The sequence below is a fragment of the Corynebacterium sp. MSK310 genome, assembly GCF_030227355.1.
Lineage (GTDB): Bacteria > Actinomycetota > Actinomycetes > Mycobacteriales > Mycobacteriaceae > Corynebacterium > Corynebacterium rhinophilum.
The window spans coordinates 86446-108673 of sequence record NZ_JASPFZ010000005.1 but is presented as its reverse complement, the minus strand read 5'-3'; the positions used below and the strand labels follow the sequence as shown (position 1 = coordinate 108673).

19 protein-coding genes are annotated in these 22228 nt (G+C 60.5%); 14 read left to right on the top strand and 5 right to left on the bottom strand.

Annotated elements, in window-relative coordinates:
* Positions 1-5: 5 nt before the first annotated feature.
* Entirely contained in the window at positions 6-1301 is a 1296-nt protein-coding gene (gene clpX / locus QP891_RS05875) for an ATP-dependent Clp protease ATP-binding subunit ClpX (RefSeq protein WP_284770211.1), read from the top strand.
* Between the two features lie 57 nt (positions 1302-1358).
* On the opposite strand, the gene QP891_RS05870 is transcribed toward clpX, so the two are convergent.
* The gene (locus QP891_RS05870) at positions 1359-2117 is read right to left on the bottom strand and encodes a TetR/AcrR family transcriptional regulator (RefSeq protein ID WP_284782285.1); all 759 of its coding nucleotides are present in this window, start codon (positions 2115-2117) and stop codon (positions 1359-1361) included.
* A gap of 408 nt (positions 2118-2525) precedes the next feature.
* Here QP891_RS05870 and QP891_RS05865 point away from each other — a divergent pair, with 408 nt between their 5' ends.
* Entirely contained in the window at positions 2526-3488 is a 963-nt protein-coding gene (locus QP891_RS05865) for a malate dehydrogenase (RefSeq protein WP_284770213.1), read from the top strand.
* Here QP891_RS05865 and panC read toward each other — a convergent pair.
* Together panC and panB are read right to left on the bottom strand one after the other, a co-directional pair.
* A complete protein-coding gene (gene panC / locus QP891_RS05860) occupies positions 3485-4306 on the bottom strand; it encodes a pantoate--beta-alanine ligase (protein WP_005284412.1) in 822 nt (273 codons plus the stop codon). The two genes, QP891_RS05865 and panC, sit on opposite strands and share 4 nt — an antisense overlap.
* Before the next feature lie 11 nt (positions 4307-4317).
* Positions 4318-5139, bottom strand: a complete 822-nt coding sequence (gene panB / locus QP891_RS05855; RefSeq protein ID WP_005277923.1) for a 3-methyl-2-oxobutanoate hydroxymethyltransferase — start codon at positions 5137-5139, stop codon at positions 4318-4320.
* Between the two features lie 57 nt (positions 5140-5196).
* On the opposite strand from panB, the gene QP891_RS05850 reads away from it, so the two are divergent.
* From QP891_RS05850 to ndk, 5 genes are all read left to right on the top strand, one after another.
* Positions 5197-7929, top strand: coding sequence for a valine--tRNA ligase (locus QP891_RS05850; RefSeq protein ID WP_284770214.1), 2733 nt, complete (start codon positions 5197-5199; stop codon positions 7927-7929).
* Positions 7929-9500, top strand: coding sequence for a bifunctional tetrahydrofolate synthase/dihydrofolate synthase (gene folC, locus QP891_RS05845; protein WP_370658452.1), 1572 nt, complete (start codon positions 7929-7931; stop codon positions 9498-9500). The genes QP891_RS05850 and folC overlap by 1 nt, the downstream gene beginning before the upstream one ends.
* On the top strand, positions 9497-9982 hold the full coding sequence (locus tag QP891_RS05840; RefSeq protein ID WP_284770215.1) for a DUF4233 domain-containing protein: 486 nt from the start codon (positions 9497-9499) through the stop codon (positions 9980-9982). The genes folC and QP891_RS05840 overlap by 4 nt, the downstream gene beginning before the upstream one ends.
* Positions 9983-9987: 5 nt before the next feature.
* Positions 9988-10299, top strand: coding sequence for a hypothetical protein (locus QP891_RS05835; protein WP_023029145.1), 312 nt, complete (start codon positions 9988-9990; stop codon positions 10297-10299).
* A gap of 86 nt (positions 10300-10385) precedes the next feature.
* Positions 10386-10796 carry a nucleoside-diphosphate kinase gene (gene ndk, locus QP891_RS05830; protein WP_005277934.1) on the top strand — a complete coding sequence of 137 codons (411 nt, stop codon included), beginning with the start codon at positions 10386-10388 and terminating at the stop codon, positions 10794-10796.
* Positions 10797-10923: 127 nt separating this feature from the next.
* Here the strand turns inward: ndk and QP891_RS05825 are convergent, their stop codons facing one another.
* Positions 10924-11274, bottom strand: a complete 351-nt coding sequence (locus tag QP891_RS05825) for an ArsR/SmtB family transcription factor (RefSeq protein ID WP_284770216.1) — start codon at positions 11272-11274, stop codon at positions 10924-10926.
* A 158-nt stretch (positions 11275-11432) separates the two neighbouring features.
* Between QP891_RS05825 and arsB the strand changes: the two genes are divergently transcribed.
* Entirely contained in the window at positions 11433-12497 is a 1065-nt protein-coding gene (gene arsB, locus QP891_RS05820) for an ACR3 family arsenite efflux transporter (RefSeq protein WP_284770217.1), read from the top strand.
* Here arsB and QP891_RS05815 read toward each other — a convergent pair.
* A complete protein-coding gene (locus tag QP891_RS05815; protein ID WP_284770218.1) occupies positions 12494-13261 on the bottom strand; it encodes a hypothetical protein in 768 nt (255 codons plus the stop codon). The two genes, arsB and QP891_RS05815, sit on opposite strands and share 4 nt — an antisense overlap.
* Before the next feature lie 224 nt (positions 13262-13485).
* Here QP891_RS05815 and QP891_RS05810 point away from each other — a divergent pair, with 224 nt between their 5' ends.
* The 6 genes from QP891_RS05810 (at position 13486) to QP891_RS05785 (ending at position 22225) form a co-directional block, all read left to right on the top strand.
* Positions 13486-17343, top strand: a complete 3858-nt coding sequence (locus tag QP891_RS05810; protein ID WP_284816990.1) for a translation initiation factor IF-2 N-terminal domain-containing protein — start codon at positions 13486-13488, stop codon at positions 17341-17343.
* A gap of 224 nt (positions 17344-17567) precedes the next feature.
* Positions 17568-17873, top strand: coding sequence for a 50S ribosomal protein L21 (gene rplU, locus QP891_RS05805; protein WP_023023542.1), 306 nt, complete (start codon positions 17568-17570; stop codon positions 17871-17873).
* Between the two features lie 43 nt (positions 17874-17916).
* Positions 17917-18195 carry a 50S ribosomal protein L27 gene (gene rpmA / locus QP891_RS05800; protein ID WP_005277951.1) on the top strand — a complete coding sequence of 93 codons (279 nt, stop codon included), beginning with the start codon at positions 17917-17919 and terminating at the stop codon, positions 18193-18195.
* Positions 18196-18367: 172 nt separating this feature from the next.
* Complete coding sequence (obgE, locus tag QP891_RS05795; protein WP_284805849.1) at positions 18368-19900, top strand: GTPase ObgE; 1533 nt, start codon at positions 18368-18370, stop codon at positions 19898-19900.
* A gap of 140 nt (positions 19901-20040) precedes the next feature.
* A complete protein-coding gene (gene proB, locus QP891_RS05790; RefSeq protein ID WP_284770221.1) occupies positions 20041-21273 on the top strand; it encodes a glutamate 5-kinase in 1233 nt (410 codons plus the stop codon).
* A 22-nt stretch (positions 21274-21295) separates the two neighbouring features.
* Positions 21296-22225 (top strand): D-isomer specific 2-hydroxyacid dehydrogenase family protein, encoded by a 930-nt coding sequence (locus QP891_RS05785; RefSeq protein ID WP_284816988.1) that lies wholly within the window; start codon positions 21296-21298, stop codon positions 22223-22225.
* The last annotated feature ends 3 nt before the right edge of the window (positions 22226-22228 follow it).

The following is a 22228-nucleotide window of genomic DNA, read 5'->3' as shown; positions in this document are numbered from 1 at the left end:
ACTGAATGGCACGTATGCAAGAAAGCGCTGATCTCCTGAAGTGTTCCTTCTGCGGAAAGAGCCAAAAGCAGGTGAAAAAGCTCATCGCCGGCGGCGGGGTCTACATCTGCGATGAGTGCATCGAGCTCTGCAATGAGATTATTGAAGAAGAGCTCGGCCACGAACAGGCCGAGGAGTCTTCTGAGGCGGAGGTGCGCCTGCCTAAGCCTTCGCAGATTTCTTCCTTTTTGGATAAGTACGTCATTGGCCAGGACAAGGCCAAGCGCGTGCTGTCGGTTGCGGTGTATAACCACTACAAGCGCATTAAGGCAGAAGAATCCGCTGCGTTAGATGCGCGACGGAAGAAGGCCGAGGGCGAAGAGGTAGAGATCTCCAAGTCCAATATTTTGATGTTGGGGCCCACCGGTTCCGGTAAGACCTACCTGGCGCAAACCTTGGCGCGCCTGCTGGATGTGCCGTTCGCCATCGCGGATGCCACCAGCTTGACCGAGGCCGGCTATGTGGGTGAGGACGTAGAAAACATCCTCTTGAAGCTGCTGCAGGCAGCAGATTTCGATGTGGAGCGCGCCCAGCGCGGAATCATCTACGTCGACGAAGTGGATAAGATTTCCCGCAAATCCGAAAACCCCTCCATTACCCGCGATGTCTCCGGCGAAGGCGTGCAGCAGGCGCTGCTGAAGATCCTGGAGGGAACCGTGGCTGCTATCCCGCCGCAGGGCGGGCGCAAGCACCCGAACCAGGAATTTATCCAGCTGGATACCTCCAATATCCTCTTCATTGTCGCCGGCGCGTTTGCGGGCCTCGACCAGGTGATCGCGGATCGCGTGGGCAAGAAGGGCGTTGGGTTTGGCGCGAAGCTGGGCACGGAAGACGAGCGGGAAAAGGTGGATCTATTCTCCCAGGTGCGCCCGGAAGACCTCGTGAAGTTTGGCTTGATTCCAGAATTCATCGGCCGTCTGCCCGTGGTGGCGACGGTGGATAACTTGGACCGCGAGGCCCTGGTCAAGGTGTTGACCGAGCCCAAGAACTCCCTGCTCAAGCAATACAGCCGCCTATTTGAGATGGATGACTGCGAGCTGGACATGGATGCCGGGGCGCTGGATGCTATCGCAGAGCTCGCCCTCGAGCGCAAGACCGGCGCGCGCGGCCTGCGCGCGATCCTGGAAGAACTGCTCGTTCCAGTGATGTTTGAGCTGCCGGACCGGGAAGATATTTCCGCCGTGCACATTACCGCGGACTGCGTCACCCAGGGCGCAGCGCCCGAATTCACCTACAAGGATGAGGCAAAGGAATCGGCCTAGCGAGAGAAACGCTGTGGTAGGAAAAAGGGGCATCGGCAAGCAGCCGGTGCTTTCTTTTTATGCCTCGCCGTAGATGTCTTGCGGGGAGGCCTCGTCGCCCTCGTCGGCATCAGAAGGCACCAAGTAAGACTCGTGGCCGGAATCGGGGATATTGGCGGTGAGGAATGCCAGCACGGTATCGACGGTAAGCCGGTGCATGCCGTCGGTATTTGCCTGGCTGGACATATCCACGCCCAAGAGGTTGTCCATCATCGCCCGGTTGGTCACGCGGTACGAGGTGAGCGAGGCGATGATGGTGAAAATATCGTTGGTGGAAATGCCCGGGCGGAAGGCACCGGCGTCCTGGCCCAGCATGAGCAGGCGATCGACGTGAAGGGCGACGCCGCTAAAATCCGCCACGGGATTGGTGGAAGAGCCCACGATGGACTGGGCGGTTTCCCAGGTCATCATGCGGATGGCCTCGGGGTGGTTGACGTACTGCCAAAAGATCCAGTCCACCAGCTTGCGCACGCCTTCGACCGGAACCGCGGAATCGAGTTCTAGGTCTTCTTCGTCAGGGCGCAGGCGCTCGGCGGCGGTGCTTAAAGCCCTTAAGTACAAGCCCTGTTTATCGCCAAAGTGATAGTGAATCATGCGCTTGGACATGCCGGATTCCGCGGCGATGGTATCCAGTTTGGTTTCAGAAAAACCCCACGCGGAAAACTGGGAAATGGCGATATCCACCACGGCATCGGTGCTGATGGAATCCGCAGCGTGAGCGTCGGAGTCTTCCGCCTGCTCCGCAGCGTGCAGCGGTTCGGTGTGCTCAGTGCTCATAGCATGTGTCCTATCTCTGCTTCGCGGCGCCGATGTGGCGATGGTGGGTAGTGTCTCGGGAACTGCACGGCCGGCCTCATGCTGGTTCGATGCGGCAGTGGTTGGCCACCGTGCAGCCGCCCACAGGCAGTGAATGCATCCCTGCAAGCGCGCTCCCCAGTGAGGTCTGTGCCGCTTCCATCATGCCCGATTAGCCCCACCCGGCGGGAGGAATGTGCCCATTGGGGGCGTTAATTTGGAGGTAAATGGGGGTAATATCCGGAAATTTCGCGGCGTTTTCCCTCCGAAAGAGGGGGATTTATTTCACAACACGCTACCTCCGTATAACGCTAAGCTCGGGGGTGGATACATCCCGTGGAGGGTGGCGTGCATGAGGGACGCTTACATCCCCACGACATATAAGGAGGAATGAGCATGACCCAGCCAGTAAAAGTAACCGTTACCGGCGCCGCCGGAAATATCGCCTACTCCCTGCTGTGGCGGATTGCCGCAGGCGACGTATTTGGCAAGGACACCCCGGTAGACCTTGCCCTCTTGGAAATCCCCGCGGTAGTAGAAAAGGCCGAGGGCGTGGCCATGGAGCTGCGAGATTCCGCCCTGCCGCTGGTTAACTCGATTACGGTGACTGATGACCTCAAGGTCGCCTTCGAGGATGCCTCCGCCGCATTCCTCGTCGGCTCCCGCCCGCGCAGCAAGGGCATGGAGCGCGCTGACCTGCTCGAGGCCAATGGCGCCATCTTTACTGAGCAGGGCAAGGCCATCAATGACTATGCGGCGCGCGATGTCCGCGTGCTGGTGGTGGGCAACCCAGCCAATACCAACGCGCTGATTGCCGCGCATAGCGCGCCGGATCTGGATAACTCCCAGTTCAACGCACTCATGCGCCTAGACCACAACCGCACCTTGGGCCAGTTGGCGGCCCAGACGGGCAAGGCCACCAAGGACTTTTCCAAGATTGCGGTCTGGGGCAACCACTCCGCCACCCAGTTCCCGGATATCGCCTTCTCAAACGCGGAGGTAGATGAGCAGTGGTACCGCGAGGAGATGATCCCCAAGGTGGCCAAGCGCGGCGCGGAGATCATCGAGGTGCGCGGCAGCTCGTCCGCGGCGTCGGCTGCATCTGCGGCCGTGGACCACATGCACGATTGGGTCCACGGCACCGAGGATTGGCGCACCGCCGCCGTGCCTTCGGATGGCTCCTACGGTGTCGATGAGGGCCTCATCTGCGGCTTTCCCACCATCTGCCGCGACGGCAAGTGGGAAATCGTCCAAGGCCTGGAGCTCAGCGATTTCCAGAAGGAGCGCATCGAGGCCTCCGTGCAGGAGCTGCGTGAGGAGCGCGAGGCCGTAGCCCACCTGCTGAAAGGTTAAGCCTCCAGCACCAAGTTATCGATGAGCCGCACCGGCCCCACATGCGCTGCTACCAGCGCCAAGGCGGGCCGGTGTTGTGCATCTACGGGCTCGAGCGTGGCCGGGTCCACCACGGTGAGGTAATCCACCGTCACGCCGGGGGAGGAAGCGAGCTGGGCCTCAGCTTCTTCACGTGAGGCGCCATCCTGCAGCGCGAAGAGTGCCTGGGATAAGGCGACCGCCTGCTCACGCTCGGCGGCACTGAGGCGCGCATTGCGGCTGGACTCGGCCACGCCGTCCGTTGCGCGCACGATGGGCACGCTGATGATGTCCAGCGGCAGGTCGAGGTCCGCCACCAGGCGGCGGATGATCGCTACTTGCTGCGCATCCTTTTGCCCAAAATAAGCGCGGTCTGGTGTGACAAGGTGAAACAGCTTGCTCACCACGGTGGCCACGCCGTCAAAGTGGCCGGGGCGCGAGGCACCTTCCAAGACCGAGCCCATCTCACCCGTGCGCACCCACACCCGCGGGGTGCCACCCGGGTACATTTCCTCCACGCTGGGGGCGAAGACCGCATCGACTCCCAACGAGTCCAGCAGTGCGGCATCCGCGTCGAGGGTGCGCGGGTAGGCGCGGTAGTCTTCGCAGTCGCCCAGGTCCGTGAACTGGAGGGGATTGACAAAGACCGAGCACACCACGGTGTCGTTGTCTTCGCGGGCGCGGCGAATGAGGGAAGCGTGGCCGTCGTGAAGCGCGCCCATCGTGGGCACCAAACCCACGGAACCGGACGCTGCCGCGCGGAAGGCACGGAGTTCGGATTTAGTTGTGAGGATCTGCATGGCTTAAGACCTTAGTCCTCGAAAGACTCCTCGGCGTTGGGGAAGGAACGTTCACCCACATCTGCGACATAGTCCTTCGCTCCTTCCAGCAGCGCGCCGCGCAGATTCGCGTAGCGGCGCACAAAACGCGGCGCCTTGGGACCTCCCAGGCCGAAGGCATCGGTCCACACCAGAATCTGACCGTCGGTCTGCGCGCCGGCGCCGATGCCGATGGTGGGGATGGGCAGCTCCTTGGTCACCTGCTCAGCAAGGGCTGCCGGGACCATCTCCAGCACCACGGCGAAGGCGCCGGCCTCGGCGAGGGCGCGGGCGTCGTCGTGAAGCTTCTCCGCACCGGCACCCCGGCCTTGGACCACGAAGCCGCCCAAGGCGTGGACCTGCTGGGGTGTAAAGCCAATGTGGGCGCAGACCGGGATGCCGGCGGCGACAAGCGCGGCAACAATGGGAGCGCGCTCCGCACCGCCCTCCAGCTTCACGGCCTGCGCGCCGGTTTCCTTCATGACGCGCACCGCGGTCTCCAGCGCCTGGGAGGGGCCGTCCTCATAGGAGCCGAAGGGAAGGTCCACCACCACGAAGGCGCGGGAGGTCGAAGCAACCACCGCGCGGGCCAGCGGGATCATCTCATCGAGGGTGAGCGAGAGCGTGGTTTCGCGGCCCAGCACCACGTTGGCCAGGGAATCGCCGACGAGCAGGAGATCGACCCCGGCTTCATCGAAGATTTCGGCGGTCAAGCAGTCGTAGCTCGTCAGGCACGCGAAGGCCTGAGAGTTGTCTTTGGCTTGGGTGAAGTAACGGGTGCGGAGGCGGGCGCGGTGGCCAGGGTTGTGAGACATGCCCTTACTCTAGACAGGCCGGTGGTGCCAGTTGACGCACAGGGTAGAGTTGGCCAGGTGACTGATCAGAATAAAGAGCAACTCGTTGGCACCAACCGCGCGGACCAGCTTCCCAAGTCCTGGGAGCCGCAGGCAGTAGAAAAAGACCTCTACGAAGGCTGGGTAAGCGCCGGTTACTTCACCCCGGATGCATCCTCGGAGGCGGAGCCCTATTCCATCGTGCTGCCGCCGCCGAACGTCACCGGCCAGCTGCACATGGGCCACGCCTTGGACCACACTCTGATCGACTCCATCATTCGCCGCAAGCGCATGCAGGGCTATGCCACCCTGTGGCTGCCGGGCGCTGACCACGCAGGCATCGCCACCCAGACCAAGGTGGAGGCCCGTCTGCGTGAGCAGGAGGGAAAGAAGCGCTGGGACTATGAGCGCGAGGAATTCATCAACAAGGTCTGGGAATGGAAGGAAGAATTCGGTGGCACCATCCAGAACCAGATGCGCGCCATCGGTGACTCCGTGGACTGGACCCGCGAGCGCTTTACCCTGGATGAGGGCCTGTCGCGTGCGGTACAGACCATCTTTAAGAACCTCTACGATGAGGGCATGATTTACCGGGCCAACCGCCTGGTCAACTGGTCACCGGTGCTAGAGACCGCCGTTTCTGATATCGAGGTCGTCTACAAGGACGTCGAGGGCGAGCTGGTCTCCATCCGTTATGGCTCGCTCAATGACGATGAGCCGCACCTCATTGTTGCCACCACGCGTGTGGAAACCATGCTTGGCGATGTCGCCATTGCCGTCCACCCCGACGATGAGCGCTACGCCCACCTCGTGGGCCAAGAATTGGATCACCCCTTCCGCGATGACCTGAAGCTGAAGATCATCGCCGATGATTACGTGGACATGGATTTTGGTACCGGTGCGGTAAAGATCACCCCGGCCCACGATCCAAATGACTACGCCATGGGCACCCGCCATAACTTGGATATGCCGACGGTGATGGATACCACCGGCCACATCGCGCATACCGGCACCCGGTTTGATGGCATGACGCGCGAAGATGCGCGCGTGGAAATTAGGGAGGCGCTGCGGGAGCAGGGGCGCATCCTCAAAGAAATCCGCCCCTATGTTCACTCCGTGGGCCACTCGGAGCGCTCCGGCGAGCCCATCGAGCCGCGCCTATCGCTGCAGTGGTTCGTCGATGTCGCGCAGATGGCGAAGGCTTCCGGTGACGCCGTGCGTGAGGGCGATACCGTCTTGCACCCGCAGTCGCTGGAACCGCGCTATTTTGAGTGGGTCGATGACATGCACGATTGGTGCATCTCCCGCCAGCTGTGGTGGGGCCACCGCATCCCCATTTGGTACGGCCCGGAGCGTACGAACGAGTCCGGCGAGGTCGAGCGTGACATCGTGTGCGTCGGCCCCGATGAGGAGCCGCCGGCAGGATACGAGCAGGATCCGGATGTCCTCGATACCTGGTTCTCTTCGGCGCTGTGGCCATTTTCCACCCTGGGCTGGCCCGATAAGACCCCGGATCTGGAGAAGTTCTATCCCACCAATGTGCTGGTTACGGCCTATGACATTTTGTTCTTCTGGGTCGCCCGCATGATGATGTTTGGCACCTTTGCCGGCACCAAGACCCCAGAGCATTTGGGTAAAGGCACCGATGGCCGCCCGCAGATTCCTTTCAAAGACCTTTACCTGCACGGCCTTGTGCGCGATGAGCAGGGCCGCAAGATGTCCAAGTCCCTGGGCAATGGCATTGACCCGATGGACTGGGTGCGCGATTACGGCGCCGATGCGCTGCGCTTTACCCTGGCCCGCGGCGCCAACCCGGGCGTGGACTTGCCGCTGGGCTCTGACGCTGCCGCGGCATCGCGCAATTTCGCTACCAAGCTCTTTAATGCCACCAAGTTCGCGCTGATGAACGGCGCCGGCGTGGCACCTTTGCCCAGCCGCACGGAGCTTTCCGATGCCGACCGCTGGATCCTCGACCGCGCTGAAGAGGTGCGCACCCAGGTCGATGCCTACTTGGACGATTATCAATTTGCCAAGGCCAACGAGCTGCTCTACCACTTCACCTGGGACGAGCTCTGTGACTGGTACCTGGAGATTGCCAAGACGCAGATCCCGAGCGATGGCGAAACGGTAGAAGGCCGCAATACCCAGATCGTCTTGGGCCGCGTCATCGACGTGGTGCTGCGCCTATTGCACCCCACCATGCCGTATGTGACCGAGGTGCTGTGGAAGGCATTGACCGGCGGGGAATCCATCGTCATCGCCCCGTGGCCCACAGTGGCCGATACCAACGGCGGCGCCACCAAGGACGCGGTGGCCGCCCGCCGCATCGATGATGCCGATAAGCTCATTACCGAGCTGCGCCGCTTCCGCTCCGATCAGGGCGTTAAGCCTTCGCAAAAGGTGCCGGGCCGCCTCGACTTCGCCGCGGCAGACCTGCAGGGCCAAGAGGAATTGGTCCGCAACCTGGCCAATACCACCGCGCCGGGCGAGGACTTTAACCCCTCGGCCTCCATTGAGGTGCGCCTGTCCCAGGCCACCGTGGAGGTAACGCTGGATACCCACGGCGCGGTCGACGTTGAAGCCGAGCGCAAGCGCCTGGAAAAGGATCTGGCCAAGGCCAATAAGGAACTGGAACAGACCGGCAAGAAGCTGGGCAATGAGAACTTCCTGGCCAAGGCGCCGGAAGAGGTGGTCAATAAGATTCGGGCGCGCCAAGACATCGCACGCGAGGAAGTCGAGCGCATTACCAGCCGTTTGGAGGGCCTTAAGTAGTGACAGATCAGCGCTTCAATCACGACGCCAACGGGAACGGCGAGGTCGCCGGGGGAGAAGACGATTTTGAAATCGTCGATGCCCTCAAGGAAGGCACCGATGGCACCCCGGTGGAGATCACGGAATCGGGCCTGACCCTGAACCTCGGCATGGGCGAAGACGAAGAATATAACGACGCCGCGCCCCAAGAGGTATCCCCGGAGGAGCTGCAGGCGCTCGGTGAGGTGGAAGACGAGCTCAACCAGCGCTGGCCGGAGACTAAGATCGAGCCCACCCTGGAGCGCATCGAGATGCTCATGGATTTGCTCGGTCACCCCGAACAGTCCTTTGATGTCATCCACATTGCGGGCACCAATGGTAAGTCTTCTACCGCGCGCATGGTCGATTCGCTGCTGCGTTCCTTCCACCGCCGCGTGGGCCTGGTCACCAGCCCGCACCTGCAGCGGGTCACCGAGCGCATCGGCATCGATGGCCGGCCCATCCACCCGCGCGACTACGTGCGCCTGTGGCACGAAATCAAGCCGTACGTGGAGATGGTGGATGCGCGCTCTGAGGTCCCCATGTCCAAGTTCGAGGTCTTGGTGGGCCTATCCTATGCAGCGTTTGCCGATGCCCCCGTTGACGTCGCCGTCGTCGAGGTCGGCCTCGGTGGGACGTGGGATGCCACGAACGTGGTCAATGCGGACGTTTCCGTGATTACCCCGGTGGGCCTAGACCACACGGATTACCTGGGCAGCGATATTCGGGAGATTGCGGGGGAGAAGGCGGGTATCATCAAGCGCCGCGCCGATGCCGAAGACCCGCTGACCCCGAATGAAAACATCGCCATTATTGCCGAGCAAGACCCTGAGGCCATGCAGGTCATCCTGCAGCGCGCGGTGGATATGGATGCCGGCGTGGCCCGCTCCGGAGCGGAATTCGCGGCCTTAGAATCCCGCATTGCGGTCGGTGGCCAGCAGGTTAATATCCAGGGCCTCGGCGGCATGTACGAGGATATTTTCTTGCCGTTGCACGGCGAGCACCAGGCCAAGAATGCGGCCGTTGCCCTTGCAGCGGTGGAAGCCTTCTTCGGTGCCTCTTCCGGGCATCCTCTGGATATTGCCTCCGTGCGCAACGGTTTTGCCAAGACGATTTCGCCCGGCCGCCTCGAGCGAGTGCGCACCTCGCCCACGACGTTTATCGATGCCGCCCACAATCCCCACGGCGCCAAGGCGCTTGGCGCGGCGCTCGACCGCGATTTCGATTTTGCGCGGCTCATCGGCGTGCTCTCCATCTTTGGCGATAAGGATGCCCAAGGCATCCTCGCCGCGCTGGAGCCGTACTTGAGCGAGGTGGTAATCTCCCAGAACTCCTCGCCGCGCGCGATCGATGCCTATGAATTGGCGGAAACGGCCCGCGATATTTATGGCGAAGAGCGCGTCTATGTGGCCGATGATCTGCCCGGTGCCTACGCGCAAGCCGTGGAGCTGGCGGAGGAATCTGAGGTGCAATCCGGCTCCGGTATTGTCATTACCGGTTCGGTGGTTACCGCCGGCGAAGCCCGCGCTATGTTTGGAAAGGAGCCCGCATGACCAGCCCTCATCCCCGGTCCCGCCCGCCTCGGCCGCCGCGCCGCGGCGACGAAATCGCGGACAATGAAATCGGCCCATTGGGCCTAGGGCAGGATCCCGTCAAGGATCCGCTCAAGAGCTTTAATGGCATGGTCATCGCCAGCTCGCTCATCATGGAGTCAATCACGCTCGTTTTGGCGCTGCCGCTGTTGTACAAGCTGTATGACGGCACGTTGTGGACGCCGTTTAACTACGGCGTAGTCATAGGTGCCCTGATATTCCACTTGGGCATGATCGCGTTTATGAATAAGAAGTGGGCGCTGACCGTCATCGTGTGGGCGCAGCTATTGGGCCTCATCCTTGGCTTCATGGCGCACTGGTCCATCGCCGCGATCTTCATCATCTTTGGCATGGAGTGGCTCCTTGCGGCGTATTTGCGCAGTAACTTAATCGCCCGCATGAAGCGCGGTTACTTAACTACCCAGCACCTCAACCAGAAGTAGTGGCCATGCGCACCGTCTATCTCGTCCTCGCGGCCCTAGCCTGCATTGCCGCGGTCGCTGCCCGCGCAGCCACGGGCGCGCCGTGGCTGCCGCTGGTAGCACTCATCATCGCCGCCGTATTTTTGGCCCTGGCACTGCGCGCTAATTTTCAGCGGGCAGAAGAAGCCACTCTTGATGATTTGGATAAAAAGCAGCGCGCAGAGATTAAGCGCTTGCTGGGCAACGGCCAGTTCGGCACGGCGGTTAACCAAGTGCGCCTGTGGTTTAGGGGGACCTCGCATGAGCGCGCGACGGAGATAGTCCAGCAGCTTACTTAGTGTTTATTAAATGCCGCCCACTGCGCTGCCCCCGCTTATAGCCCTCGGGCGTGGACGAATTGTGGGTATTCGGTACAGTATGGGGCATGACTGAACGTACATTGATCCTCATTAAGCCGGACGGCGTAAAGAACGGCCACGTGGGCGAGATTATTGCCCGCATCGAGCGCAAGGGCCTCAAGCTGGCCGAGCTGGACCTGCGCGTGGCTGACCGTGAGACCGCAGAAAAGCACTACGAAGAGCACAAGGACAAGCCATTTTTCGGCGAGCTGGTGGACTTCATCACCTCCGCACCGTTGATTGCCGGCGTTGTTGAAGGCGAGCGCGCCATCGAGGCATGGCGCCAGCTGGCCGGTGGCACCGACCCAGTCTCCAAGGCTGCGCCGGGTTCCATCCGCGGTGACTTCGCACTCAGCGTGGGCGAGAACATCGTTCACGGCTCCGACTCCCCAGAGTCCGCCGAGCGAGAAATCGGAATTTGGTTCCCTAACCTTTAAGCACTGAACCTACCTAGTTTTCAAGGAGGCCCGAGCATTATGCTCGGGCCTTTTCGTCTTTGGGGGATTTTGGACCCTAGCGGACGTTACAGACATATTAGGTCAGGATTTTATTGAGAGCGGCTCTTTAGTGGAAAGAGAGTAAATCGCGCAACGCGGTGAAAGCTTCCTTTTGTACTTCATGGGTGACGGTGCGGCCTACTTGTCGCTTGGCCAAGAGGCCAGCATCTCGCAATTTTGCAAGATGATGAGACACCGTCGGTTGGCTAAGACCGGATAATGGGGTCAGTTCGGAGACGCTCATCGGGCCACAGCCTTCATCGCACAATATAGACAAAAGGCGAAGTCGAGCAGGATCTGCAAGTACCTTGAATTGCTGGGCAAAGCGTACGGAATCGTCCTGGTTTAGGGGTCCGTTGCTGAGTGAACAACATTCGTTGGTGTGGGGATTTTTAGCCATGCCGCACGAAGAAACCATGCCTTCAGTATAGGGGCGTTTACCACACCCAGCTCGTCAGTACAGGGTCGTAAAAGAAGCGGAACTAAACCCAGGACGCTTCATATTGACAGGTATCGATATGAATGGTTACAGTTTTGCAGTGTACAGCGCTACTTGGGGCAATAGAGGAGATGGGTATGGCTACATCACAGCAGCCGCGTTTGGCTTTTCTCGATCGTTTTCTTCCCGTGTGGATCATCATAGCTATGATTCTTGGCCTGCTTATAGGTCATTTTCTTCCAGGCATTGGAAAGGCACTCTCAGCTTGGGAGGTTGGAGGTATTTCCCTTCCAATTGCTTTAGGGCTACTGGTGATGATGTATCCACCCCTTGCTAAAGTGCGCTATGAAAAGACTCGGGAGATTGCGACAGATCGGCGGCTGATGACCGTGTCGATCGTCTTGAATTGGCTTGTAGGGCCAGCATTCATGTTCGTACTGGCCTGGATATTCTTGGCAGATCAACCGGAGCTGCGCACGGGTCTTATTATTGTCGGCCTTGCCCGTTGCATCGCCATGGTCTTGGTGTGGTCAGACCTATCCTGCGGTGACCGAGAAGCCACGGCAGTATTAGTAGCAATCAACTCCGTCTTCCAAGTTGCGATGTTCGGTGTCCTGGGTTGGTTCTACCTGCAGATACTGCCGGGATGGCTGGGTCTTGATACCACCTCTGTCGAATTCTCTTTCTGGTCCATTGTTACTTCAGTGCTCGTATTCTTAGGCATCCCGCTTTTGCTCGGGGTTATCTCCCGAGTATGGGCAGAGAAAACTAAAGGGCGTGAGTGGTTCGAAAACCGTTACCTTCCTGCGGTGTCTCCTTTGGCAATGATCGGTTTGCTGTATACAATCGTCTTACTGTTCTCCCTGCAAGGAGAACAGCTAGTGGAGCAGCCGGTAGCAGTGGTTAGGGTAGCCGTGCCTCTGATGCTGTACTTTGTCGGGATGTTCTTTTTGGCTTTGGGCGTAGCTAAGGCTGTCGGAATGAACTATGCACAATCTGCCTCAGTGGCCTTTACCGCAGCGGGAAACAATTTTGAGTTAGCCATCGCGGTGTCCATCGGTACCTTTGGTGCCACCTCTGCTCAAGCATTGGCCGGTACTATCGGGCCCCTTGTTGAAATTCCGGTTTTGGTTGGCCTGGTATACGTAATGCTCTGGATTGGTCCCAAGTTATTTTCCGGAGACCGGACTCTGCCGAATTAGCGCCTGCCAAGTTGATACAGGCACCGCACTCCCGTAGGGGTGAGGGTGATGCGCCAGCTTTCTACTTTGGAGCGCAGTCCAATATCTTCTACCTTCACGAGCCCATGCTTTTTTAGTTCCTGAAGAGCATCCGGCAGGGTATCTAGTTCCACCTGCATCAGGCGGGACAAGGCCTTGGTGGTGGTCGTATTGCCCTGGACGGCCCCGGCGGTGACGAGGGCGGTGAGGATATTTAGGTGGGCATCGGCAAGCTGCATGGCACTATCCGTGACCCCCTCTAAGGGATCTTCAGCCACGATGCGCTGCATGCGGCGGCGGCCAATGCGAAAGGACTGGGAAAACATGGCCCACAAGCCCAGCGGGAGTGCGAACGCCGACACCGCTCCGGTTAAGATGCCTTCTACGGGCGGGGCCAGGGAAATATCCGGCAACCAGCCGGCCGCGGATAGCGGGGCCATGGCCAGCGGTAGAGCAAGTGGAATTACTGGCGCCCAATAAGCAATGGCGGGGTAATCGCCCTCGAGGTAGACATCCTGGCTAGCCCCAATAGAGCGGGGATAATGGCGGATGAGGTGCACCAATCCGATGACCGCAAAGACCGCAAAAACGCCGGCACCCATTAGCATGTAGTCGGCCCCTGTTTGGGCAAACCCGAGGGCAAAGCCGGCCGGAACGCCGAATAAGCACGCCTCTTTCGGCGTAATCTCATTGCGCTGCCGGTACTGCGATAATGTTCGGGCGGGACGTGGTGCCAGTTCTACCATAAGTTCAAACGTATCATCGCCCACAGCCTGCTCGCCCAGCCAAGATTCTGTGACACAATGGAACTCACGCGCAGCGCGCGCATAATTTCATAACCCCACAAGCTTTAACGCAGTGCGTTTATCGTGGCTATTCGTGCGGCAGCGGCGCGGTCCTTTTTGGGACTGTGCCTGCGCCCGAGTGGTCGGCGCACCATACAATCGAAGTACAGGAGTAAGCCCAACTAATGGCGGCACAGAACTCTCAAGAAACAACTGAAAACCTCCAGGCAGCCGCGGCTTTGGCCCAGTGGATAGACCCGAGCGAGCTCAAAGATAAAACCCGCGTATATGCCATGGCCAAAAAGCTCGGCCTATCATCACGCCAGCTGGTGGCGCAGCTTAAGGACATGGGTCTGAACAAGACCGCGCAGAGCTCCATTACCTGCGCGGAAGCCGGCGACCTCTTTGCGGCTTTGGCGCGCCACGCCGGCGCTGCGGAGGCGGGACAGTCGGCAGCCGCGGACGAGAACCCAGAGGACGCAAAGCCCGAGGTCAAGGCCAAAACCACCAAGCGGGCTCGGCGCGCCCGCAAGGCCACGAAGAAGTCCGCACCCGCGGCAAAGAAGGAACCGGCGCGGGCCGATGCCGCGGTGGGAGATAGCGCTCCGGCTGAAAGCACTGCTGCCGATGGGGAAGGAGAAAAGAACCTGCGCTACCGCGTGCGCAAGAACGTGGATAATGAAATCTCCCAGATTGAGGAAAAGGTCGATGCTTCGCTGGTAAAGAGCGCACTGCCGGATGTAAAGCAGGCGCCGGATCGTCTGCCGGATCCTGAGCCGTCGAACGCGCCCGCGCGCGCTGAAGATGATGCCGATGCTAATGCCACCGACGCTGCCGCTGCCGGAGCTGGCGAAGCGACTGGGACCGTGGATCCGGCCAAGCTGCATGAGGTGCTGGCAGAGGCCGGCGAGGACTTCGACGATGATTACTATGCCCCGCGCATAGTCCCGCGCGCGGAGACGGACGACGATTCCGCTGCGTATGACTTCGCGCCGCTGTTTATGCCGCCGCAGCAGCAGGACGCCGCCGAGCTTGGTGAGGATGAGGCCGCGGACATGGCGGCGATCGCTGAAGCCGCTGATGCGGCGGAACCTGGCGACGACGCAGAGCCGGACGAGGCCGAGGTAGACAATAAGGCGTCGCGCGGGGGTTCTGACAAGCGTCGCCGCGGCCGCCGTGGTACCTCCCGTGGGCGCGGCGTGCACGAGAACGCCAAGAAGGATGTGGCGGATAAGGAGCCGGAGCTTATCGATGAGCCCAAGGCCATCCGTGGCTCCACCCGCATCGAGGCACAGAAGCGCCGCCGCGCAGAATTGCGCGAAAAGGGCCGCGAGCGCCAGCACATCGTGTCCCAGGCGGAATTTTTGGCGCGGCGCGAGGCCGTGAAACGCACCATGGTGGTGCGCGATAAGCAGCGCGAGGACGGCGCGGGCATCGTCACGCAGGTGGGCGTGCTTGAAGATGACCTCTTGGTCGAGCACTTCGTTACCACCGAGGCCCAAGCCTCCCTCATTGGCAATATTTACTTAGGCCGCGTGCAAAACGTCTTGCCATCCATGGAGGCGGCATTCGTGGACATCGGCCAGGGCCGCAATGGTGTGCTTTATGCTGGCGAGATTGACTGGCGCAAGACCAAATTGCACGGGCGGTCCCGCAAGGTTGAAAATACCCTGAAATCCGGCGATCAAATCTTGGTGCAGGTGGCAAAGGACCCGATTGGCCACAAGGGTGCGCGCCTGACCACCCGGATTTCCTTGGCCGGGCGCTACCTCGTCTACGTACCAGGCGGCCGCAGTGCTGGAATTTCGCGCAAGCTGCCGGCACCGGAGCGCAAGCGCTTAAAGGACATCTTGGGCCGCGTGGTGCCAGGCGATGGCGGAGCCATCATCCGTACCGCTGCCGAAAACGTTCCCGAGGAGGCCATTGCAGCAGATGTGCAGCGCCTGCATAACCGGTGGGAAGATATTTCCACCCAAGCTAAGAAGGAAAAATCCTCCAAGGGTGCTAAGCCGGTCACGCTCTATGAAGAGCCGAATATGCTCATCAAGGTCGTCCGGGATCTCTTCAACGAAGACTTCCATCGCCTGATCGTGGACGGGAAGCGTTCCTTTAATACGGTCAATGCCTACGTGGAATCCATGGCCCCGGACCTTGCAGACCGCGTGGTGCGCTATAAGCCCAAGGACCACGGCGGCCAGGATGCCTTTGCCGCCTACCGCATTGATGAGCAGCTGCATAAGGCGCTCTCGCGCAAGGTATGGCTGCCATCTGGCGGCACCTTGGTCATCGATCGTACCGAGGCCATGACCGTCATCGATGTCAACACCGGCAAGTTCACCGGCTCCGGCGGCAACCTGGAAGAGACCGTGACCCGCAATAACCTGGAGGCGGCCGAAGAAATCGTGCGCCAGATGCGCCTGCGCGATCTGGGCGGCATGATCGTGGTGGACTTTATTGACATGGTCTTGCCGGAAAACCAGGACCTGGTTTTGCGCCGCCTGAAGGAGGCCCTGGGTCGCGACCGCACGCGCCACCAGGTATCCGAGGTTACCTCCCTGGGCTTGGTGCAAATGACGCGCAAGCGCTTGGGCACCGGCCTGGTAGAGACCTTTTCTACCGAGTGTGAGCACTGCCATGGCCGCGGCATCATCATCCACGAGTACCCGGTCGATGAAGCTGAAGACAACCACTCCGGCCAGCATTCGCACGGTTCCTCCAAGTCGCACAAGAAGCCAGACCACGATCCCCAGCAGCACCCGGCTGCCGTGGCCATGCACGAGCATGACGATGAAGACGAGCGCGCGGAGAAGAAGGGCCAGAAGCACCACAAGGGGCATAAGGCCGCTAACCAGCCGCAGAAGTACCAAAAGACCAACGCTCCCCTCTACAGCAGCGAGGACGAGCAGTCACCGTCGCTGGAGGAGCTCGTGGCCAATGTCGTCGTAGACGATGAGACCGCCGACTCCACACAGAAGGCCGCACAGAAGCGAGCCGACAACGCCCGCGGACACCGTGACGAGCGCAGCCGTGGCCGCAGCGAAGACAAGCAGAAGAAGCGCCGCCGAGTGCAGAAGAAGTCCGAGGTCTCTGAAATCGAGGCCATCGCCTATGCTGCGGCAGAAAACGCTGCCGAAAGCGATGAGGTACAGGAATTTAATTCCTATGTGTCCGATGGCCAAGAATCACCGGCGAAGGAGAAGAAGCGCACCCAGCGGGGCAAGAAGCCGCGCCGGGCAACGCGGACCTCGCCAGCTTCCCGCCGCGTGCAGGAGCAGCAGAAACAGCGCCAGCAGGCGGCTGAAGAGAAGAAGGCGGTAGCTACCGATGCCCCGGAGAAGACCTACGAGGAGGCAGTAGCCGAGTTTGAGGCTTCTCCGCGCCGGAAGCGGCGCACGCGCGGAAATTCGCGTTCCGATAATCGCCCGCGCCCAGAGGCTTTTGCCCAGCCACAAAAAGAGGAATCCACGGGTTCCGCCGAGAAGTCACGCGGTGACGGTGCGGCACAGCAGGACGCCGAGCAGCAAAAGCCTCGCAGCAAGTCACGCGGGCGTGGTCGGCGTCGCAGCGTTCGCACCCAGCCAAATTCCCGCCGGGCAAATGTGCGGGCCTCGCACCGGGCAAACGCGCAGGATGTAAAGCAGGACGACAAGCGCGGGGACACCTCGCGAACTGCGGAGCAGCGTCACGAGAATATCAGTGGCGGGAAGAATAAATCCTCGGTACAGGGAGGCCGTCGCGGCAAGCGCCGGGTGGTGCGTACGAACCCGAGGGATAAGGCCACCTCGCACAATGCGGGTGGCCCAACGGCTACACCTGTTCAAGGGGAGAAGGATTCCCAGAAGGCTAGTGCTCCGCAGACTGAAACCAAGGTCATTCGCCGCGGGAAGAAGCGCGCGGTGAAAAAGACCGGGGCGCCGGCAGCGGCCGCGCGGCAGGAACGTACTGGGGAAAAGGCGTCCACTAACGCGCCGGAGACCCCGCAGACTGGTGCTAAGGACGCGGGCCGGCGGCGGCGCCGCGTAGCACGGCGAGCTACTTCCTAGGGCATCGCCACGCGGGTGCGAAGTGCGTGGTTTGTATTTTGTACCCGCGGCGGGGTAGTCTTTGACAGTCGCTGTTTAGAACTCTCGGCGCTGGATCAGCCCACAATTGCCGCCCGGTGATTGCGGACATGTTCGCGCGGGGTCTGAACGCAATATGTAAGTGTCCATTCGGATAACGGCCTGGATGCCGTGTCCGAGCGAGTTTAGATAAGGGGTAACCCTCTATGTACGCGATCGTCAAGACCGGCGGCAAGCAGTACAAGGTTGCTGAAGGTGACCTCGTCAAGGTCGAGAAGATCGAGGGTGAGCCAGGCTCTGCCGTGGCTCTCACCCCGGTTCTGCTCGTCGATGGCGCCGCTGTGAAGTCCAAGGCTTCCGACTTGGAGAAGGTTTCCGTTGCTGCGGAAATCGTTGAACAGGGTAAAGGTCCAAAGATTGATATCTTGAAGTACAAGAACAAGACTGGTTACAAGAGGCGTTTGGGTCACCGCCAGCCTCAGACCACCTTGAAGATCACCGGTATCAAGTAAGCCTTAACCGGGCTGCAAATCATCCCCGAAGGAGGGAAACGACATGGCACACAAGAAGGGTGCTTCCAGCTCCAGCAACGGTCGTGATTCCGAGTCCAAGCGCCTCGGCGTCAAGCGCTTCGGTGGTCAGCAGGTTAACGCCGGCGAGATCATCGTGCGTCAGCGCGGCACCAAGTTCCACCCAGGTGAGAACGTTGGTCGCGGCGGCGATGACACCTTGTTCGCACTTGCTGCTGGCTCCGTGAAGTTCGGCATCAAGCGCGGCCGTCGGATGGTCAACATCATCCCGGCTGAAGAGGTTGCTGCAGAAGCTACTGCTTAAGCACGACCGCAGCAGTCAATCCTCGGGCAGCTTTCACTACGGGTGAGGGCAGCTCGAGGATTTTCTCGTTTTACCTCCCACTGTGCTGGCAGGGCATGGGTTGGAGTCCGAGCTTGGCTACGCATTACACTGGCTAAGACAATAGATTTAAATAAGAAGGGTGTGGCACATCATGGCACGATTTATTGACTGCGTCGTCTTGCACTTACAGGCTGGCGACGGTGGGCATGGCTGTGTGTCTGTCCACCGCGAGAAATTCAAGCCATTGGGCGGACCGGATGGCGGCAATGGCGGCCACGGTGGCGACATTGTTTTGGAGGTCTCAGAGCAGATCCATACCTTGATGGACTTCCACTACCGCCCGCATATTAAGGCCGAGCGCGGTGGTAACGGTGCCGGCGATATGCGCAATGGCGCGCGCGGTGAGGACCTGATTCTGGAGGTTCCCGCAGGTACGGTTGTGCGCACGGAAAAGGGTGAGACCTTGGCGGATCTTACTGTGCCGGGCACGCGTTTCGTCGCGGCCGAGGGCGGTTTTGGCGGCTTGGGCAACGCGGCGTTGGCGTCTAAGAACCGCAAGGCACCGGGCTTTGCGCTGCAGGGCGAGCCGGGCCAAGCTCATGATTTGGTGCTCGAGCTGAAATCCATGGCGGATGTGGGGCTTGTGGGATTTCCTTCGGCGGGCAAGTCCTCGTTGATCTCTGTGCTGTCTGCAGCCAAGCCGAAGATTGGTGACTACCCGTTTACCACCCTGCAGCCCAACTTGGGTGTGGTGGATATGGGCGATAGCTCCTTTACCATTGCAGATGTCCCTGGTCTTATCCCTGGCGCCGCCGATGGCAAAGGCTTGGGGCTAGACTTCTTGCGCCACATCGAGCGCACGGCCGTGCTGGCCCACGTCGTTGATACCGCATCCATCGAGCCGGGCCGCGACCCGGAATCCGATATTGAGGCGCTGGAAAATGAGCTGGCCAAATACCAGGAAGCGCTAGAAAGCGATACCGGCTTGGGTGACCTGCGCGAGCGCCCGCGCGTTATCATTTTGAATAAGGCCGATGTGCCGGAAGCAGAAGAGCTTGCGGAGTTCGTCAAGGATGACCTGAAGGAAAAGTTTGGCTGGCCGGTGTTTATCATTTCTGCGGCAGCGCGTAAGGGTTTGGACCCGCTGAAATTCAAGCTCATGGAAATGGTCACCGAGCACCACAAGGCACAGCCTAAGCCGAAGCGGGATCCTTCCCATACCGTTATTCACCCCAAGGCCCAAGCGCATAAGAAAAACACCGGCAGCTTCGCAGACTTTAGCGTGCGACCAGACCCAGAAGTGCAGGGCGGATTCATCGTGGAAGGCGAAAAGATCGAGCGCTGGATCACCCAGACCGACTTTGAAAACGATGAGGCCGTGGGCTACTTGGCGGACCGCCTGGCCAAGGCCGGCGTGGAAGACGAGCTGCACAAGCAGGGCGCGGTGGAAGGCTGTCCCGTTACCATCGGCGGCATTACCTTCGAATGGGAGCCGATGACCGGCGGCGATCCCACTATGGCCAGCCGCGGTGAGGATGCCCGCCTCAAGGGCACTAATCGCGTGTCGGCTGCGGAGCGCAAGCGTGCTTCCCAAGCCCGGCGTGGCTTGGTTGATGAGCTCGACTACGGAGACGAGGAAGAGATCACCCGTGAAGGCGCTAACCGAGACCGGTGGCAGGGTTAGTCGTTAACTTCCAGTGAAGGGAAGTGGGGGCAATTCCACCGGATGATTGCCCCCAGTTCAGACGCATTATGCTGCGCACATGGGGGAAATGTGCCCCAATGAAGGGGGCGGGCGGCATAAGCTTTGTACACTATTGAGTTATGTCTGCTGATCAACAGAAAGAGCCCATTCTTCCGCTCCCCGTAGAGCCGTTTGATGGCCCTACCGCTGATACTCCGTTCCCCGAAGCCCTTGATGAAAACCCGATAGCCTCCGGGTTTGAATCCGAATTGCGCAACTCTATCGCTGAGGCCAAGCGCGTCGTTGTAAAGATTGGTTCCTCGTCGCTGACGGATGAGAATTTCCGCGTGGCGCAGGAAAAGATCGATCACATCGTTGATGCTGTCCACGCACGCATGGGACGCTCCGATGTCATCATCGTTTCCTCCGGTGCGGTTGCTGCCGGTATGGGCCCGCTCGGCCTGCACCAGCGCCCCACCGACCTCGCTACGAAGCAGGCCTCGGCGTCTGTGGGCCAGGTTCACCTAGCCTATGAGTGGGGCCGTTCCTTTGCGCGCTACCAGCGCACCATCGGTCAGGTGCTGCTTACGGCGTCCGATGCCGGGCACCGCGACCGCGCCCGCAACGCGCAGCGCACCATTGATCGCCTGCGCCAGCTGCGCACCATTCCCATCGTGAACGAAAACGACGCCGTTGCTACCTCGGAGATGCACTTTGGCGATAACGACCGCCTATCGGCCTTGGTCGCAAATTTGGTGGGCGCAGACGCGCTCTTCCTGTTCTCTGACGTTGATGGCCTCTATGACAAGAACCCGGCCGAGCCGGATGCGAAGTTCATCGACGAGGTGCGCACCGGTAAGGATCTTAAGGGCGTTGTTGCAGGCGATGGCGGCAAGGTTGGCACCGGCGGTATGGCCACGAAGGTCTCGGCCGCCCGCCTGGCCACCCGCGGCGGCATTCCAGTGCTGTTGACCTCCACCGATAATATTGGCCCCGCGCTTTCCGATGCCTCCGTGGGCACCGTCTTCCACACCCGCGAGGAACGCCAGCTTTCGGCCTGGAAGTTCTGGGCACTCTACTGCGCCGATACCGGCGGAGCCGTGCGCCTGGATGAGGGTGCGAAGGAAGCCGTGACCAAGGGCGGTACCTCCTTGCTTGCCGTGGGTATTACCGATGTCCGCGGTGAATTCAACAAGGGCGAGATCATCGATATCTTGGGCCCGAAGGGCGAGGTTATCGGCCGCGGTGAGGTCCGCTTCGATTCCGAGGAATTGAACGCGATCAAGGGCATGCAGATGAGCGAGCTGCCAGAAGATAAGCGCCGCTCCGTCGTGCACGCGGATTACCTTTCCAACTTCGCCTCGCGCATCTAGCCGCGTGCCGTACGCTGGTCCCATGAAGTATTTTATGGGACCAGAAACCTGGCAGCCGATGGTCGATGACTTAAGCGCTGCCGGCCACGAACGCGTAGAAAACCTCGAAGACGCAGAGGTCTATGTCAATAACACACCCAGCCCGCGCCGCATCCCAGAGATGCCGGACAATATTCGCTGGGTGCAGCATTGTTTTACCGGTGTAAACCAACTCATTGATGCTGGATTGATTACCTCTGAGGGATTGCCGTGGTGCAATTCCGCCGGTGCCTTTGCCAAGCCGGTGGCTGAATGCGCCTTGGGCCTCCTGCTCTCCCAGGCCCACCAGCACAAGGCCTTTACACAGGCCGGCACCTGGTCGGTGGCTAAGGAACTGGATGAGGCGCAGGAGTGGATCTATGACCAGCAGGGGCCGAAGAAGGTAGCGATTTTGGGTGCTGGGGGCATCGGCAAGCAACTCATTGCCCTGCTCAAGCCCTTCAGGGTCCACATCACCGCCGTGAATCGCTCTGGGCGCCCCGTGGAGGGCGCCGATGAGGTGGTGGCCATGGCTGATGCCGCGCACGTGTGGGGCGAGGCCGATGTTATTTTCTGCATCCTGCCCGCCACGCAGGAAACGGAGGGGCTAATCGATGCCGCGAAGTTCCGCGCCATGAAACCGTCCGCGCTGTTTATCAACGTCGGGCGCGGCAGCACCGTGGTTACCGATGAGCTGGTGGATGCCCTGCGCGAGGGCGAAATTGCAGGCGCTGGCTTGGAAGTCGTGGACCCAGAGCCGCTTCCTGATGGCCACCCGCTGCTCTCCCTGCCCAATTGCACCATGACCCCGCACATCGGGGCGACAAAGCACGTGGCGCAGTACCACATGGGCGATATTTTCAATGCGAATGCCGCCGCGTGGGAGAAGGGAGAGTCCATGCCCACCCAGGTAGATCCGGAGGCGGGATACTAGAAA